14 protein-coding genes are annotated in these 16,199 nt (G+C 51.8%); 11 read left to right on the top strand and 3 right to left on the bottom strand.

Annotated elements, in window-relative coordinates:
• Positions 1–87: 87 nt before the first annotated feature.
• The 6 genes from AC0LWM_RS02125 (at position 88) to AC0LWM_RS02100 (ending at position 7,810) form a co-directional block, all read left to right on the top strand.
• A complete protein-coding gene (locus tag AC0LWM_RS02125) occupies positions 88–420 on the top strand; it encodes a YlbF/YmcA family competence regulator (protein ID WP_474673536.1) in 333 nt (110 codons plus the stop codon).
• Positions 421–670: 250 nt separating this feature from the next.
• On the top strand, positions 671–1,993 hold the full coding sequence (locus tag AC0LWM_RS02120; RefSeq protein WP_474673244.1) for an S-layer homology domain-containing protein: 1,323 nt from the start codon (positions 671–673) through the stop codon (positions 1,991–1,993).
• Positions 1,994–3,007: 1,014 nt separating this feature from the next.
• Positions 3,008–5,338: a DUF5704 domain-containing protein gene (locus AC0LWM_RS02115; protein WP_474673243.1), complete on the top strand. Its 2,331-nt coding sequence runs from the start codon at positions 3,008–3,010 to the stop codon at positions 5,336–5,338.
• Between the two features lie 86 nt (positions 5,339–5,424).
• Complete coding sequence (locus AC0LWM_RS02110) at positions 5,425–5,697, top strand: hypothetical protein (protein ID WP_474673242.1); 273 nt, start codon at positions 5,425–5,427, stop codon at positions 5,695–5,697.
• A 172-nt stretch (positions 5,698–5,869) separates the two neighbouring features.
• Complete coding sequence (locus AC0LWM_RS02105; RefSeq protein WP_474673241.1) at positions 5,870–6,424, top strand: GNAT family N-acetyltransferase; 555 nt, start codon at positions 5,870–5,872, stop codon at positions 6,422–6,424.
• Between the two features lie 48 nt (positions 6,425–6,472).
• Positions 6,473–7,810, top strand: a complete 1,338-nt coding sequence (locus AC0LWM_RS02100; RefSeq protein ID WP_474673240.1) for a DRTGG domain-containing protein — start codon at positions 6,473–6,475, stop codon at positions 7,808–7,810.
• A 16-nt stretch (positions 7,811–7,826) separates the two neighbouring features.
• On the opposite strand, the gene AC0LWM_RS02095 is transcribed toward AC0LWM_RS02100, so the two are convergent.
• The 3 genes from AC0LWM_RS02095 to AC0LWM_RS02085 form a co-directional block, all read right to left on the bottom strand.
• Positions 7,827–8,120 carry a YtpI family protein gene (locus tag AC0LWM_RS02095; RefSeq protein WP_474673239.1) on the bottom strand — a complete coding sequence of 98 codons (294 nt, stop codon included), beginning with the start codon at positions 8,118–8,120 and terminating at the stop codon, positions 7,827–7,829.
• Positions 8,121–8,185: 65 nt separating this feature from the next.
• Positions 8,186–8,677 (bottom strand): sporulation membrane protein YtrI, encoded by a 492-nt coding sequence (locus tag AC0LWM_RS02090; protein ID WP_474673238.1) that lies wholly within the window; start codon positions 8,675–8,677, stop codon positions 8,186–8,188.
• Complete coding sequence (locus AC0LWM_RS02085; protein ID WP_474673237.1) at positions 8,674–9,006, bottom strand: YtrH family sporulation protein; 333 nt, start codon at positions 9,004–9,006, stop codon at positions 8,674–8,676. Before AC0LWM_RS02085 ends, AC0LWM_RS02090 begins: the two co-directional genes overlap by 4 nt.
• 320 nt (positions 9,007–9,326) lie before the next feature.
• Between AC0LWM_RS02085 and AC0LWM_RS02080 the strand changes: the two genes are divergently transcribed.
• The 5 genes from AC0LWM_RS02080 (at position 9,327) to AC0LWM_RS02060 (ending at position 16,177) form a co-directional block, all read left to right on the top strand.
• On the top strand, positions 9,327–13,166 hold the full coding sequence (locus tag AC0LWM_RS02080; RefSeq protein ID WP_474673236.1) for a DNA polymerase III subunit alpha: 3,840 nt from the start codon (positions 9,327–9,329) through the stop codon (positions 13,164–13,166).
• Between the two features lie 312 nt (positions 13,167–13,478).
• Positions 13,479–13,973 (top strand): phosphatidylglycerophosphatase A family protein, encoded by a 495-nt coding sequence (locus AC0LWM_RS02075; RefSeq protein ID WP_474673235.1) that lies wholly within the window; start codon positions 13,479–13,481, stop codon positions 13,971–13,973.
• A 129-nt stretch (positions 13,974–14,102) separates the two neighbouring features.
• A complete protein-coding gene (locus tag AC0LWM_RS02070) occupies positions 14,103–14,291 on the top strand; it encodes a glutamate decarboxylase (RefSeq protein WP_474673234.1) in 189 nt (62 codons plus the stop codon).
• A gap of 56 nt (positions 14,292–14,347) precedes the next feature.
• Positions 14,348–15,208 (top strand): acetyl-CoA carboxylase, carboxyltransferase subunit beta, encoded by an 861-nt coding sequence (gene accD, locus AC0LWM_RS02065; RefSeq protein WP_474673233.1) that lies wholly within the window; start codon positions 14,348–14,350, stop codon positions 15,206–15,208.
• Positions 15,209–16,177 (top strand): acetyl-CoA carboxylase carboxyltransferase subunit alpha, encoded by a 969-nt coding sequence (locus AC0LWM_RS02060; protein ID WP_474673232.1) that lies wholly within the window; start codon positions 15,209–15,211, stop codon positions 16,175–16,177. It begins immediately after the preceding gene.
• The last annotated feature ends 22 nt before the right edge of the window (positions 16,178–16,199 follow it).

Raw genomic sequence — 16,199 nt, 5'->3', positions numbered from 1 at the left:
AGTATGGACCTGGCTTGACTTGACTTGGCGAAGGGGATATCAAGTGATATGATGAATAAGGTTGATATTACGAAAGGCGTGGAAGAGATGAATATTTACGATAAAGCACATGAGCTGGCGAAAGCTATGAAAGAAACCGCTGAATTTGCCGAGCTGAAGCAAGCGAAGCAGTCTATTGAAGCCGATCCGGAAGCCAAGCGGATGCTTCAGGATTTTCGGACCCAGCAAGTAGAGCTTCAAGAGAAAATGATGGCCGGCGAAATGCCGCCGCAAGAGGAAATGGAAAAAGCGGAGAAGCTGTTCCAAATTTTGAACATGAATCCGATCATCAATTCGATGTTCGACGCGGAGCGCCGCCTCAGCGTTATGATGCAGGATATTAACCGGATCATAACCGAGCCGCTGGAAGAAATTTATTAAACTATTGACGAAAAGCTCCAAAATTTGTATTGTAATAGTAGTTGAATTTACCGTGGATGAAGTCCTTCGGTCGGATGTGCGGAAGAACCGCCCCTTAATTGCGCTATGATAGCGTGAATAAGGGGCTTTTTGTTTGCCGGAAAAGGCGCAGTCGGAAAACGTTGTCGTAAAATGTAAATCTATGGATTATAATAGATTCCAAGAAAAAGGAATTAAGAAGCTAATATTAGTATATTGTGGGAGGCCGATTATGAAAAAATTGCTGTATGTCCTCGTTGCAGTTAGTTTATTCACCGGGCTGATGTTCGGAGAAATGAAGGTGGATGCGGAAGGAGAAGCTCCCGCTGCGAATGAATCAGGTACAGGCGAAGTGAAAGAAACTCCGCCGGCGGAAGAAACTCCTTCCAAGCCGATTGTCGTGGACTTTCCGGACGTTCCCGCGAAGCATTGGGCCAAGTCGAGCATTGAAAATGCAGTCAAGCTAGGTTATGTGACCGGCTACCCGGATGGCAAATTCCGCCCGAACGATCCCGTTACCTATGCCGAATTTATGAAGATGATCGTTGGAGCACTCGGCCTGGACGTGAATACAACCGATGCGAAATGGTATGTTCCTTATTTGAACGCGGCGACGGATTCGGGGATCTATCGTACTGACTTTAAAGATAATGTCTGGAACAAACCGATCCCACGGATCGACATGTCGCGTATTGCGTTCCGGTCGACGCGCGAGGATATGAAGATCGTTGAGCGCGGTTTCGATAAGAACCGTTTCTTGTACGAAGCAACCAAGGCGGGTCTGATCAACGGATATGGCAAAGGCGAAATTCGTCCGGACGGGACGACGACCCGCGCGGAAAGCATCGCGGTCATTGACCGGATGTTGAAGGTGCGCAGTGGCGAGAAGCTGAAGTTTGACAAATACGCGGCTTCGACGGCGGAGGTGCTGTGGCATAAGACGAATGTGTTTACGATGTTGCCGCGGTATTTCTCGAAGCCGGAGAACCCGGAATATCCAACTTTCCGTTCGGATTTGATGAAGTTTTCTGCGGATAATGGGAATTTAAAATGTGAAGTTGAGAAGATGATCATAGTAGATATCGACGACAAGAACGACCCGAATCATAAGTTGATTCCGGATGATTTGATGTGGTGGGATGATTGGGATGGGTCTTACCAAAAACTTACCAATCAAGGTATTTATGTTGCACTTACGTTTACGCATTTTAAAGTTACTAAAAAGTATAAAACAATGTATCGGTTATGTTCCGCAGGGTTTATGAGATTACAACCCAAAAATTATAATTTTGACAGAGATCATAAGATATTAGATGCACAATTCAATGCAAAATCAGCAAGCCAAGGTCCCAAAATTAATATAGAGTTTTCAGGTGACTTCGAGAAATTAAAGGAACAACATTACATCGAAGCAACTGTATTTCCCAAGGGTGATTTGTTTGCTGGGAATGAAGATAATGACACGATTCTAACAGGTTTTGATGCCCCACAACAATTCGGTGGTAAGTTTGTAGAGATATATCGATCGATTATAGATCCAAATATTCATCAATAATGAAAGGGGGGAGGCTTCATAAAAAAAACAATATCGCTATTATTGTGTTTACTGCTGTTGTTCACTTTTACAAGTACCTTACTTTCTCGGAAAGTAAGTGCAGAGTCAAAAGAAATGTTTATTGGTACTATTACATACCCTACTGGATCAGATATTGTGTCTATGTCGGGAAATGTTTTCAGTAAGCAAAAGACACTTCAGCCCAAATCGTTCACTCTAGGTCAAGACATGAAAAAAGTGAAGAAAATAGAAATTGTTGATCCTACCGACGGGAAAATCGTTATTGAATCCATGGAACCGAATGCGAGCATCAAAACATATATACCGAAAGTAATTACAGGGAAGAAACGCGATCTACAGAAGAATGAAGTACTTTCCGGGCCAAATGGGGGATTATTTGCTTGGAATCGATTTACAAACGGTAATTGGAAATTTGAAGCTGGTTCATTATGTAGTGAGTACCCACAAAACATTTGTGATCGTCCAGGATATCCACCTGTTGACGAATGGGGATTACCAACGCATCCTTCTCAAATTTGGTACAAACTAAAGTATATAATTAATCCACCGAAAAGATTGAATATCCTGAATGATAGTGGGGTTGTAACAGGAGACATCGATATCAAATATGCAACAGAAGTGAAGGCAGAAAATGTGCAGTACGTCTCAATATTAAATGGTAAAAATATGGAGCCAAAAGGTAGATTTAGGTATTCACAAGGTGGAGAAGTAGATTATCTTGCGCCAGACTACAAAGCAACGATCATCTTCGAAGAAAATTTCGATTACGTGCCCGAAGATATTGGACATTTCGCTAGTCCAAAAGCACTCTTCTACAACTACCATTCCGCTTTTCAAGCAGACTACAAAGGCACCGTCTACCAGTATCCAGTCTATCGAATCAAGATCACAGTTGAAGATGGTGGTCAGGATGAGTGCACAAAGCCAGGCGGTTGTGAACCAGTCGGACCAGAATGCACCGGCAACCCGATGGGCTCCGTCGAAGGCAGCTTCATGAGCCCAAACGTTACCGGCAAGATTCGTGCGGACCGGCGTGGCAGTGAGCGATTCGACGTCTTGCAAGGCATTCCAACATCCGAAAGCCTGTATGCCAACGTGCTGGCCAAGGAGTATCTTTTCAAAAACAAGTTCGTCCAGTGGGCTGGAAAATGCTATTACGAGGTTCAAATAACCAAAACCTACGAACTGACATGGAAAGAGAAACAAGAGAAGGGAACAGACCCGAAAACCGGAAAACCGATCTACGAGGACGTCGATATGAGCGAAACGGAAAAGGTGACGAAGGAGTACAAGATTGAGCGTCCGTTCTACTATTGGACCGTCGACAACCTTGAAGTGTACGGCTTAGATAACGCCGTCATGGAGAATTATGCTTTGCCTTCGGAGTCGGTCGTGCTCTTTCCGAACGGTTACACGCCTCCAAATGTGAACGTAGATCATGACGGAGCGATGAGCAGCCATATCGAGCAAGCCGATTACGAACAAACCGTTGATCTTGGGACTGAGGTTGTCTCGGGTACGACTTCAAAGCCAAGTGTCCCAAATCAAGACTTCAAAGCCGATGCCGAGAAAGTAGTCGGCAAAGTCAAAGTAAAAAACGATAGCCTGACGTTTAACGGTTCTACGATCATGGACGATACGCAAACCGAAGAAAAAACGCCATCGCCGGGCAAGATCCCGGACCCCAAAGAAATCGGCCAAGATGTGTTATACGAAAGCGATCTGATGATTGACCGCGAGAAAGTGAACCAAGCGAATACGCCAAGCACAGGGAGCATCCAGTACGAGCTGATCGAAAGCGTAAACGGCGGGGCTCCGCAAACATTCCCGATTAACGGGATCAACTCGGTCACGGTACATACGCCAACCGTGGTATATGCTTCCGTCTCGGACGATGCCGCGCACAACCAGAAAACGATACCTTCGCCCGGGCGATCCGCGGTTATTCTGGACCGGCCGTTTACGGTGGCAATTCCGACTTCCGGACAGCATCGGTATATCCCCGGTTACGGCAACCGCGATTATGCCAAATATATAAGCGACAAACAAGTTTGGTTCCCTTTTGACGTGTATTCGGGAAACCGGTCGGTCTTCTATCCGAAGCAAACCTGGATTTCGATCCCGGTGAATCAGGAAACTACGGAATTTTTCTTGCCCGTATGGGTGGATGAAGGGAATTACAACGTGTTGTTCCGATCATTCGCGGAAAATAGTCCAAGCTCCGGCTTTACGACACAGCCTGATGCTAATCTGGATTGGCCGAATCATGTGGCGACCCGTTCCGTTCCGGTTGAGGTGATCGGTCGCGTGTACGATTTCCGTATTACCGATATCGCGGATTTTAATTGGGAAACGGTGTTCCGCATGAAAAAAGGAAGCACGAATCCGACCGGAGCCTCTTATTGGGTCGGCGATCGGGATATTGACGGGGACCCGCGAGGGAACAGCTTCCCTTACATCCTGCCTGTTCGCGAAGGCAGCCATCCGAACCCGAGCTTCAAAAATGTAGCGGTCAAAACCGGCTACCGATTCTCCTTCGATCTGAAAACAAAAGGCAATATGTTTGGCGTTGGCGACGGGATCCGCATCGTTCCGACCTTCTATTACATCGGCAAAGACGGCAAGAACCGGCAAGAAGTTGATTTGTATTACCATACGAATGAGAAAAAGTTCATCAAGATCGGTTCGGTCGACGATACGATCAAACGCTACACGATTTTGAGCGACCCGTATCGCAACCTGACGAAATCCACATTAACCGATACGGCGGATGCCCTATGGAACTTGCCGGACACGCAGCGGGGCAGCTCCACTCGCGAGCAATATATCGAGCGTTATTTCAAGAATGCAACGAAGCCGACATGGATCGGCGGTTATTCCAAACTGCTGCTTACATGGCCGGTGCGGACTTTTGAAGGAAGCACTCTTGTTCCCCCTAGCGTCGATCCGCTAAGAGCTTTTGTCTCCGAGCAGATGTGGTACGGCGAATATACGGTTCCTGCGGCTGCATATGTCGTGGCGAAAGGAACGAACCTTGCCGAATACGGAAGAACGCACAAGCTGGACGATAAATCGCCGATTTTCATGCGGAACGGCTATATTATCGTGAACTTCAATATCGAAACGATTCGCAATGAAGACGCCGCTCACCCGCATTTGCAATACATCCATGGCCCGCTCGACAATCAATGGCGGATGGAAGGCTTCCGCAGCAGCTTTACGGACCGTAACGGCAAATCATTCGCTTTGCTGGACGGTGACGTTCTTTTCTACAATGCTAACGCATCGTCCTACGATGACTTTGAGTCCCGGGTCACGCATTAAACGGAATCGGCAAGGTTGTCTCATATTTCGGTTCCTCTCGTCATAGGATAGAGTAAGTCCATTGTATGACGAAGGAGAGAATTTCGATGAAAGTAACGAAACATACCGTCTACGTCAGTCTCGCGCTCGGCATGCTCATTTATGCCGTGCCGAAGCTTGAAATCGGACAAGGATGGACGCTGCCGACGATATATTCCATCGTATGGATTATTTTCGCATTGCTTATCATTGCCGCGCAGCTCCATTTTGTGTTCGGCGTTGATGAAGAAACGCGCAAGCAGCTTCGCAGGATCAAGTTTATGAAAATGCGGCAGAGGGAACGCGTTTTTAGTCGCGGCAACCCGGTTCGCAGAAGCTAAGGCTGAATATGCGATCGTATCCTCCCTACTTCGCTCTCCAATCCAGGTTTTCATGGAACCTGGGGGAGGGCGATTTTTATGTTTCGGAGTCAGGGTTATTTTGTATCAAAATAGGCGTTGCCGACGATATTGAGTATAATGGATTCATCTATTTCACTTCTCGGAGGTTACAATGTCTCGATTGTCCCAATTTACGATAACGAACCAACATGTGAATCAAGAAGTTATTGCCGAACAAGCGAAGCCTTCGGATACCGGCGCCGTCATGGATCTGCTGAGGCAAACGGCGCTTTGGCTCAAGGAGCAAGGATCGACGCAGTGGAGCGCGCTGCTCGAAGGAGAGGATTCCCATGGAACGGAGCAAGCGGTAGAGCGCGGCGATGTGTTTATTTTCAAGCACGGGGAACAGGTCGTTGGCATGGTGATGCTGCTGCAGCAGCCGAGCGACTGGGATGTCGATTTGTGGGGCGATGACGGTCATGAGCAAGCGATTTACGTCCATCGGCTCGCTATTTCCAGAGCTTACGCGGGCAAGCAGCTTGGTAGAAAGATTATGGAGTGGGTGGAATCCGGCATCGCATTCGCCGGGAAAACGCACATTCGTCTGGATTGCATTGCCGAAAATTCGACGTTAAACCGATTTTACAGCAGTCTTGGTTATGAATATAAGGGCCTCAGCGAGACCGGCTTTAGCAAATACGAGAAACCCGCTATAATGGAAGAATAAGCAAGTTCGAAACTAAAGGAAAAGCTTGCGGAAATACGGGGTGGGAACGTGAGCCATTATTCGGACAATACATTAACGAAACATGAGCAAATTTTACATTATATCGAAGGACTGCCGATCGGCACGAAAATTTCGGTACGGCAAATCGCCAAGCAAATGCAGGTAAGCGATGGAACGGCTTATCGGGCCATCCGCGAAGCGGACAGTATGGGCCTTGTCAGCACGAAGGAAAGGATCGGAACCGTTCGGGTCGAAAAAAGGCTTCGCAGCAACATCGATCAACTGACGTTCGGGGAAGTCGTCAACGTGGTGGAAGGTTCGGTGCTTGGCGGCGCCGAAGGCCTGGACAAAACGCTCGGCAAGTTCGTCATCGGCGCGATGGAGCTTGACGCGATGAGCAAATATATCGAATCCGGCAGCCTGCTCATCGTCGGTAACCGCGAAAGCGCTCACCGGCTCGCCTTAGAGCAAGGTGCTGGCGTACTTATCACAGGGGGATTCGATACGAGCGCCGGCGTAAAGGCACTGGCGAATCGGCTGGGGCTGCCGATTATTTCGTCCGGGTACGATACGTTTACGGTGGCTTCGATGATCAACCGGGCGATTTTTGACCGGATTATTAAGAAAAAAACGCTGTTCATTGAAGATATCGTCGTATTGAAGGAAAAAGTCGCCGTACTAAAGGCAAGCAGCACGATAGCCGATTGGCGCCGGTTGAATGCAGAAACGGGCCACCAGCGTTTTCCGGTCGTAGACGAATGGAACCGAGTGATCGGGATGGTGACGGGAAAAGACGTATCGGGAGCAAACGTGGGGCAAACGATCGACAAGGCGATGACGCGCAACCCGATTACCGTTACGCCAAGCACCTCTCTCGCATCGGCCGCTCATATTATGGTTTGGGAAGGGATCGAACTGCTGCCCGTGGTCGATAACCACCGGAAACTGCTCGCGGTCATTAGCCGCAACGAAGTATTGCAAGCGATGCAGCAATCGCAGAAGCAGCCGCAGCTGGGCGAAACGTTCGAGGATTTGATCTGGAGCGGGTTCGAGGAAACGCGCGACGAGCGGGACGAGCTGAGCTTCGCCGGGTCGATCAAGCCGCAAATGTCCAACCATATCGGGACGGTGTCCGAAGGATTGCTGTCCACTCTGATGACGCAAGCGGCATTCCGGGCCGTTCAGCTGCAACGCAGGAACGATCTTATTCTGGAAAATATGTCGACCTACTTCGTCCGGCCGCTGCCGATCGAAAGTCAAATCGTGATCAAGCCGACCATCATCGAAGTCAGCCGGAAATTCGGTAAAGTCGACGTCGAAATTTACCATCAGGAGCAGCTCGTCGCCAAAGCGCTGCTGACCGTACAAGTCATCGACCAGACGTAATCATGGACGACGGATGCTACTCTTTCAGCGCCGTAAATGTCGAATGGTTGCGAATGCCCGCGAACAGGTTGAACAATCCGAGCAGCATGATCACTGCGCCGATGACGACGCGAATCGACGATCCGCTGAACAGGAACAGCTGAACGACGGCGATGATCAGCAGCATGATGCCCATGCAAATATTCGTACGTGCGGCATAGATGCCCGCAAGACGGCGATTGTCCGTCCTGCGCGACTTAACGCTGTTATAGACGGAAAAAATCGAAGTTACCGCAAGCAAAACATACAGCGAGTATTGAAATGCGATCATGATCGAAAAACTCCTTTTTACCGAAATTCGTATCGCCTCTACTTTAGCGATTTTGCGCGAAAAAATCAATTTTTCAAATACGGCTTCGCTTTGACCCAAATTTGCAGCACGCCGTCAACGAGCAGCATCGTTTTAATCTCGATGACAAAATCTTTGTCCTGCGTAATCGGATAAATTTTGCGGTTAAGCAGCTCGCGCGCCAACTTAGCGTCGGAGTCGATCTCATAAATGTTCCGTCCGACAAAAATATCCAAGTCGTCATAGAGCCGCTTTTTTAACTGGTCCCTCGTAATCTCGTCGAGCTCCTTGCCCTCTTCCTCTTCGAGCCGAATGCGCAGCTTGTAGATTCGCTGCTTGTCCTTATATTTGCTCAGAGAATCGATTTCTTTGCGGTAATCGTCGAGCTGGCTTTGCAGCCTTACATTTTCCGTAAACAGCAAATTGAAATTGTAATGGAAAACACTATGGTAGACCGCACTGCCTACGATCGCCCCGACGATCATGAACCCGAGCGCTTGCAGGCCGCGCGTAAACCTGTCGAACTGCGGAACTCTCATGGCTTGAAGCCTTCTTTGCATATCCATTGAATAAGCTCGGTACCCATATGCGCGCCAAGAAAAGCGAAAATAATATAGCAAATCTGCTTGACGGCGGGCGACAAATGGCCTTCGAGGAAATTGAATTCAATGACGCGTATCGGGTCAATCGTGCCCCCGATGGCGACGACGATGGCCCATATTTTAATCCGTGCGGCGATTTCGAGCATCGTGTTCGTTGGTGGCCTCAGGACGAGCACAGCCCCGATCCCCGCTAGCAGCGTGCCTCCGAGCACGACGCCGAAGGCGATGAAAAAGTCGAGTGCGGCATTTTTCATAAAATTGCTCATCTCGCATCCCTTTCCTTGTCCGTAAACTTGATCTTGATCTATCAAGCGAATTTCATACGATTTGTAAGTTTCGGGGTCCCCGCAAAGTACCTGAATCATCTTCGAAGCAAAGCCCCACTTTGTGGGGTTAATTTGAGATAAGAAAGTATAAGCTTCAGAGTCCCGTCTTCCTTATCTCGCAAGAAAAGCTTCCTCTTACGCAGGGTCATTCATCGTGGAGAAGGCTCCGAATAGGAGCTTTTATTATATATGAGATTTGACCGCTAGATTATGATAAAATAGTGAAACAAATCTATCGGGAAAACGGGGGTTACGGCCGGATGAGCAGTTTTGTCCATCTCCACGTTCATAGTGAATACAGCTTGCTCGACGGCGCCGCGCGCATCGAGGGGCTAGCGAAGCGAGCAGCGGAGCTCGGCATGGAGTCGCTCGCTCTGACGGACCACGGCGTCATGTACGGCGCCGTGCCTTTCTATAAAGCATGCATGGCGAACGGGATTCGCCCGATCATCGGCTGCGAGATGTATATGACGACGGGGGCGCTCTCGGATAAAGGGACGCGCCAGGATAACCCGATCTACCATTTGATTCTGCTAGCCAAAAACGAGCAAGGTTATCGCAATTTGATGAAGCTATGTACGATCGCGCATTTGGAAGGATTCCATTATAAGCCGCGCATCGATTTGCGCAGCTTGGAACGGTATGCCGAAGGTTTGGTTTGCCTCAGCTCCTGCTTGGCGGGCGAGGTGCCGCAGCATTTGCTGCATGGGCGCAAAGCGGAGGCGAAGGCCGCGGCGGAAAGGTATCGGTCGATTTTCGGCGAGGATTTTTACTTGGAGCTTCAAGACCATGGGATTTTCGAACAGAAAAAAGTAATGGAGGATCTGATCGCGCTAAGCCGCGAGACGGGCATTCCGCTCGTTGCCACGAACGACGTTCACTACTTGCAGCCTGCCGACCATACGGCGCAGGACATTCTCATCTGCATCGGCACCGGCAAGACGGTGGACGACAAGGAACGGATGCGGATCACGACCGATCAGCTGTATTTGAAAAGCGCTGACGAAATGAGCGCCCTATTCCGTCATGTGCCGGAAGCGATTGCCAATACGCGGGTCATCGCCGATAAGTGCAGGCTGGAGCTGGAATTCGGCCGATCGATATTGCCGGAGTTCAAGCCGATTCCCGAGGGAATGACGGCCGCGCAATATTTGTTCGAGCTGTGCCATGCAGGGCTCGAGCGGCGATACGGTTCGACGGAGAACTGGAACGATCCGGCCTACCGGGAGAAAGCGACGGAACGGCTGCGTTATGAGCTTGGCGTGATCGAGAAGATGGGGTATTCGGACTATTTTCTCATCGTATGGGACTTTATCCGATTCGCGCATGAGCAGAGCATTATGACCGGCCCGGGCCGCGGTTCGTCGGCGGGCAGCCTTGTTGCTTACGTGCTAAACATTACCGATGTCGATCCGCTGAAGTATAAGCTGCTCTTCGAGCGGTTTCTGAACCCGGAGAGGGTCACGATGCCGGATATCGACATCGATTTCAGCGACGAGCGGCGGGACGAGGTGATCGATTACGTTACGCGCAAATACGGCGCGGAGCATGTGGCGCAAATCATCACGTTCGGTACGATGGCGGCGCGCGCCGCGGTCCGCGATGTCGGCCGGGTTATGAATTTGCCGTACAGCGTCGTTGATCAGACTGCGAAAATGATTCCGTTCCAGCTCGGCGTTACGATCGAGGAAGCGCTGGAGCTTAGCCCGGAGCTGAAATCGCTGTGCGCGACGAACGAAAAAGCGGCTGAGCTCGTGCAGATGGCGATGAAGGTCGAAGGCATGCCGCGGCATGCTTCGACCCATGCGGCGGGCGTCGTTATTTCCAGAGAACCGCTGACGCATTACGTTCCATTGCAGAGCGGCACGGAGAAGACGGCATTGACGCAATATTCGATGGAGCATTTGGAAGCGGTCGGGCTGCTTAAAATGGACTTCCTCGGCTTGCGCACGCTTTCGATCATCGAGCGGACGCTTGCTTGGGTCAAGGAGCAATACGGCGTCGACATCGACTTCCGTCAAGTGCCTGACGACGATCCGCTCACTTACGAGATGTTAAGCCGCGGCGATACGACGGGCGTCTTCCAGTTAGAGTCGGCCGGCTGCCGGAAGGTGCTGAAGGAGCTAAAGCCTTCGAAATTCGAGGACATCGTCTCCGTTGTGGCGTTGTATCGACCGGGCCCGATGGAGTTCATTCCGAAGTTCATCCAAAGCAAGCACGGACAGATTCAGGTGGAATACCCGCATCCGTCGCTGGAGCCAATCTTGGCCGATACGTACGGCATTATCGTGTACCAGGAGCAGATCATGCAGATCGCATCGTCGATGGCGGGCTTCAACCTCGGCGAAGCGGATTTGCTGCGGCGCGCCGTGTCGAAGAAGAAGCGCGAGGTGCTGGACGAAGAGCGAGCGCATTTTGTCGCGGGCAGCGAGCGGCAAGGGTATACGGCGGATGAGGCGAACCGGGTATACGACATGATCTTGCGCTTCGCCAATTACGGCTTCCCGCGGGCGCATGCCGCCGCTTACGGCGTGCTTGCTTTTCAGACGGCGTATTTGCGGGCGCATTATCCCGTGCAGTTCATGGCGGCTATGCTGACGGCCGTTATGGGCAACCAGCGGAAGGTTGCCGAATATGTCGACGATTGCCGAAAGATGGGCATTCCGATTTTACCTCCGGACGTCAATGAAAGCGGCGTGCTGTTTACGCCGGTTCCCGATACGGGGGCTGAGCGCCATAATGATGGCGCCGCAGCGAATTCTGGCGGCATGGAAGCTCCTGATCCAGACGGCCTCAATGTCGTAAATGACGGAGCGTATGACGATCTTGCCTTGAACGAAACGTCGGAGCGAACTGATCATGCGGCTCGAGCTCCAGGCAGTACCGGCCCCGGACTCGTATCGAATACCGGCGCGATCCGCTTCGGACTTGCGGCGATCAAGAACGTCGGCACCCAGGCAATTGAGAGCATCATCCAGGAGCGGAAGGAGCGGCCGTACGACAGCTTGCTCGACTTCTGCCGCCGCGTCGACTTGCGCGTTGTGAACCGCAGGGTGCTGGAATCGCTTATCCAGGCCGGGGCGTTCGACACGCTTCGCGGTCACCGGGCGCAGCTGCTCATCATGCTCGATCCGACGCTCGATTCCGCTGCGAAGTGGAAGAAGGAGCGAGACGACCTGCAGATCGAGCTGTTCGGGTTCGCCGAAGCGACGAATTGGGATATTCCGTATCCGGAGGTGAGCCCGCTCACGCCAACCCAGAAGCTCGATCTGGAGCGCGAGCTGCTCGGCATGTTCATCAGCGGTCATCCGCTGGACGCGTTCGAGAAGCTGTTGGAGCCGCTTGAGCTCGACCGGTTGGTCGACCTGCCCGAATATGCCGACAACAGCGAAGTGACCGTCTACGGCATGGCGGTTGCGCTCAAGACGATCGTGAACAAGAAAGGGCAGCCGATGGCGTTTATGGAGCTGGAGGACCGGATCGCCAAGACGGAGGTCGTCCTGTTCCAGGACGTATGGCGGCGCAGCGAAGCGTTCGTCCGCAAGGGCGGCTTGTACGTCGTCAAGGCGAAGCTGCAGCACCAGGACGAGGACGTCAAGCTGCTCGCGTCCGAGCTGCTGCCGCTCGAGGACGCCGACGCCGCTGCCGCGGACAGCGCCGGCTTCACGGCGCGCATCCGCGCGCTGCGCGCCGCAAGGCCCGCGGGCCGCTACGCTGCGCCTGCGGCGGCCCGGCAGGGCGCGGGCGCAGCGCAGCAGCCCGCGCGAGCCCCCGGTGCGGCGACGCGCAGCGCCGCACCCCAAGCGGCGGCGTCCTCGCCGGCGCCGCCGGTGCCTGCGGCCTCCCCTGCGAAGCGGGGGGCGGCCGCCTCATCGCAGCGCGTCTTCATCAAGATCGCCGCGCCAAACGAAAACCCGCAGACGCTGTCCGAGCTGAAAGCGCTGCTGCTGAACCATCCCGGCGCCCTGACGACCGCCTTGTTCTACGAACGCGAGCAGAAGCTGCTCGCGCTCTCCGACAAGTACCGGGTGAAGCCGTCGCCGGAGCTGTTCAAAGCGATTGAGGCGCTTCTCGGCCAAGGCACGGTTCGCGTCAAGTAAAAAACGCTTGGGCGAAGCTCGACCTTCAACGCATTGGCGAAGCCCGACTTTCGTACCATAAGAAAAGCTCCTATTCGGAGCCCTTTCCACGATGAATGACCCTGCGTAAGAGGAAGCTTTTCTTGGTAAAGAAAGTTCTCTTTCGCTTTAATGCTTCATCGAACTAAAACTTTTTTTATCGTTAAAATTTTCCGGACGAATGAACAATTGTCCGGCCTCCCGCATACATTTAGAAAACACACGGCTGCGCGCGGTCCAAGGGGAAACAAACCTCAGGCTGCGCGCATCCGCATCATGGGGGAGGTTATTTTTATGTCGCATAGCCATGTCATCGGATTACTGAATCAAAGAGGCGTTACCGTCGAATCGATAGCGGAAATCGTGTACAAGCTGCAAAAACCGTATAATGCGAGCTTGCAACTGGAGGAATGCGCGGAAAGCGTCGTTGCCGTCTTGAAGAAACGCGAGGTGCAATACGTGCTGTACACGGGCATCGCGCTCGACGAATTGGCGGAGAAGAAGCTGCTCCCCCAGCCGCTGCAAGCCATTATGGAAGTGGACGAGTCGCTGTACGGCGTAGACGAGACGCTTGCGCTCGGCATTACGAACGTGTACGGCATGATCGGATTAACGAGCTTCGGCTATTTGGATAAGGAAAAAACTGGCATTATCCGGCAATTGAACCAGAAGGGAAAACATATTCACGTTTTTCTGGATGACCTCGTCGCGGGCCTTGCCGCAGCTGCATCGGCGAGAATCGCCCATAAGGACAAAAACGCACAGGAATATGACACAGCGGATGATTGAGCGCGTGCGCCGGCGCCTGCTTCCTTGCAATCGGTCCCTACTTCTGTTGCGATGAAAAGAGTAGTTATGATATCATTAATCCATTGTGTGGGCTTTAACGAATGCAAGGGTCAGGGAGGTTAATCGCTGATGTGGACTGTTATCTACATTGCGCCAACGGCGAAAATCGCCGACATGATCAAGCAGAAACTTACGGAAGAAGGGTTTCTGGTGCAGCTTCGCGCTATTAACCTATCGAAGAATCAATTCGAAATCTTGGTGCCTTCCGGCGAAGTGGAAGAAGTTCAGGAAGTGCTCAATTCGATATTACGACCGTAGATGATATGATTGTTCTTGAATAGATCGATCCAATAACGCCTGGTGAGGTGCGATTTGTGTTTAAAGATTTCTTTCAGAAAAAAAAGAAATACGCAACGATTCCAAGCGAGCGTACGAAACGCGACATACCGGAAGGCCTGATGAACAAGTGCGCCAAATGCGGAACGATTCAGTTCAGCAAAGAGCTCGAGAAAAACTTGAAGGTTTGTCCGGCTTGCGGTTTCCATGCCCGTCTTAGCGCGATCGAGCGGATTGAAATTACACTCGACGACGGACGTTTGTTCGAGTATGACAGCGAAATGGTGCCGGAAGATCCGTTAGGATTCCCGGGATATCCGGAGAAGCTTCAGCAGCAAATGGAAAAATCGAACCTGCGCGAAGCGGTCGTCACGGGCGAAGGTACGATCGGGGGATTTCCTGTCGTCGTAGCGGCGATGAGCGCGGACTTTTTTACCGGCAGCATGGGTTCCGTCGTTGGGGAAAAAATTACGCGGGCGATTGAAGCGGCAACGCAAAAAGGATACCCGCTCATCATATTCTCGACATCCGGCGGCGCGAGAATGCAAGAGAGCATTTTCAGTCTCATGCAGATGGCGAAAACAAGCGCGGCGCTTGCACGGTTAGGCGAGCAAGGCGGATTGTACATCTCCGTTCTGACGGACCCTACGTACGGCGGCGTAACGGCAAGCTTCGCCATGCTCGGCGATTTCAATATTGCGGAGCCGGGCGCAAGAACCGGTTTTGCCGGACCGATCGTCATCGAACAGACGATTCGCCAGAAGCTGCCCGATACGTTCCAGACGTCCGAGTTCAACATGAAGCACGGACAGCTCGATCTGGTCGTGCATCGCAAAGATTTGAAAGCAACATTGACGAAGCTGTTGGACATGCATCTAGTGAAAGGGGATGTTTCATAAATGGCATCAGAGTTGCCTTTTGAGCGGCCTCTTGTCGAACAAAGGAAAAAAATCGATGAGCTGAAGCGTTTCGGCAAGGACAAGCATATCGATTTTACCGATGAAATCGCCCGTCTGGAAGTGAAGTATGCCGAAGCGGAGGACGAGCTGTACAGTAATTTGACCGCTCCGCAAAAAATGCAGATCGCAAGGCACCCGGCGCGGCCGACGACGCTGGATCTGGTGCAGACGATCTTCACCGATTTTATCGAGCTGCACGGCGACCGGCTTTTCGGCGACGACAAAGCGATCGTGGGCGGGCTCGCCAAGCTGGAAGGTGTTCCGGTGACCGTCATCGGCCATCAGCGCGGCAAAGATACGAAGGACAATATCGCCCGTTACTTCGGCAGCCCGCATCCGGAAGGTTTCCGCAAGGCGCTCCGTCTGATGCGCCAAGCGAACAAGTTCAAACGCCCGATCATTACGTTTATCGACACGAAAGGGGCATATCCCGGCGACACCGCGGAGGAGCGTGGCCAATCGGAAGCGATTGCCCGCAACCTGATGGAGATGTCGTCGTTTGGCGTGCCGATCATTTGCGTCGTTATCGGCGAAGGCGGCAGCGGCGGAGCTTTGGCGATTAGCGTCGGCAACCGGATCCTCATGCTGGAGAATGCGATTTATTCCGTCGCTTCCCCGAACAGCGCCGCATCGATCCTATGGAAGGATGCTTCCAAGGCGGACACCGCGGCAGAACTGATGAAAATTACGGCACAAGACTTGAAATCATTCGACATCATCGAAGAGATCATTCCAGAAACCAAAGGCGGCGCCCACCGCGGCGATTACGCCCCGCTTGGCGAAGTAATTAAAGAGACCGTATGGCGTCATTTACAAGAGCTGATGCAGATGACACCGGAACAATTGCGCGAGGATCGCTACCGCAAATTCCGGCAAATCGGCAAATATGGCTTTATTGATACACTTTGATACACTATAAACCCGGAGGAAT

It is taken from the genome of Paenibacillus sp. sgz302148 (genome assembly GCF_056120465.1).
Note: the sequence above shows the minus strand (reverse complement) of the source record. Positions and strands in the feature narration are given on the sequence as shown.

Coding starts and splice junctions, on each gene's coding strand:
- AC0LWM_RS02125 (WP_474673536.1), top strand. CDS start 88: ATGAATATTTACGATAAAGCACATGAGCTGGCGAAAGCTATGAAAGAA.
- AC0LWM_RS02120 (WP_474673244.1), top strand. CDS start 671: ATGAAAAAATTGCTGTATGTCCTCGTTGCAGTTAGTTTATTCACCGGG.
- AC0LWM_RS02115 (WP_474673243.1), top strand. CDS start 3,008: ATGAGCCCAAACGTTACCGGCAAGATTCGTGCGGACCGGCGTGGCAGT.
- AC0LWM_RS02110 (WP_474673242.1), top strand. CDS start 5,425: ATGAAAGTAACGAAACATACCGTCTACGTCAGTCTCGCGCTCGGCATG.
- AC0LWM_RS02105 (WP_474673241.1), top strand. CDS start 5,870: ATGTCTCGATTGTCCCAATTTACGATAACGAACCAACATGTGAATCAA.
- AC0LWM_RS02095 (WP_474673239.1), bottom strand. CDS start 8,120: ATGATCGCATTTCAATACTCGCTGTATGTTTTGCTTGCGGTAACTTCG.
- AC0LWM_RS02090 (WP_474673238.1), bottom strand. CDS start 8,677: ATGAGAGTTCCGCAGTTCGACAGGTTTACGCGCGGCCTGCAAGCGCTC.
- AC0LWM_RS02085 (WP_474673237.1), bottom strand. CDS start 9,006: ATGAGCAATTTTATGAAAAATGCCGCACTCGACTTTTTCATCGCCTTC.
- AC0LWM_RS02080 (WP_474673236.1), top strand. CDS start 9,327: ATGAGCAGTTTTGTCCATCTCCACGTTCATAGTGAATACAGCTTGCTC.
- AC0LWM_RS02075 (WP_474673235.1), top strand. CDS start 13,479: ATGTCGCATAGCCATGTCATCGGATTACTGAATCAAAGAGGCGTTACC.
- AC0LWM_RS02070 (WP_474673234.1), top strand. CDS start 14,103: ATGTGGACTGTTATCTACATTGCGCCAACGGCGAAAATCGCCGACATG.
- AC0LWM_RS02060 (WP_474673232.1), top strand. CDS start 15,209: ATGGCATCAGAGTTGCCTTTTGAGCGGCCTCTTGTCGAACAAAGGAAA.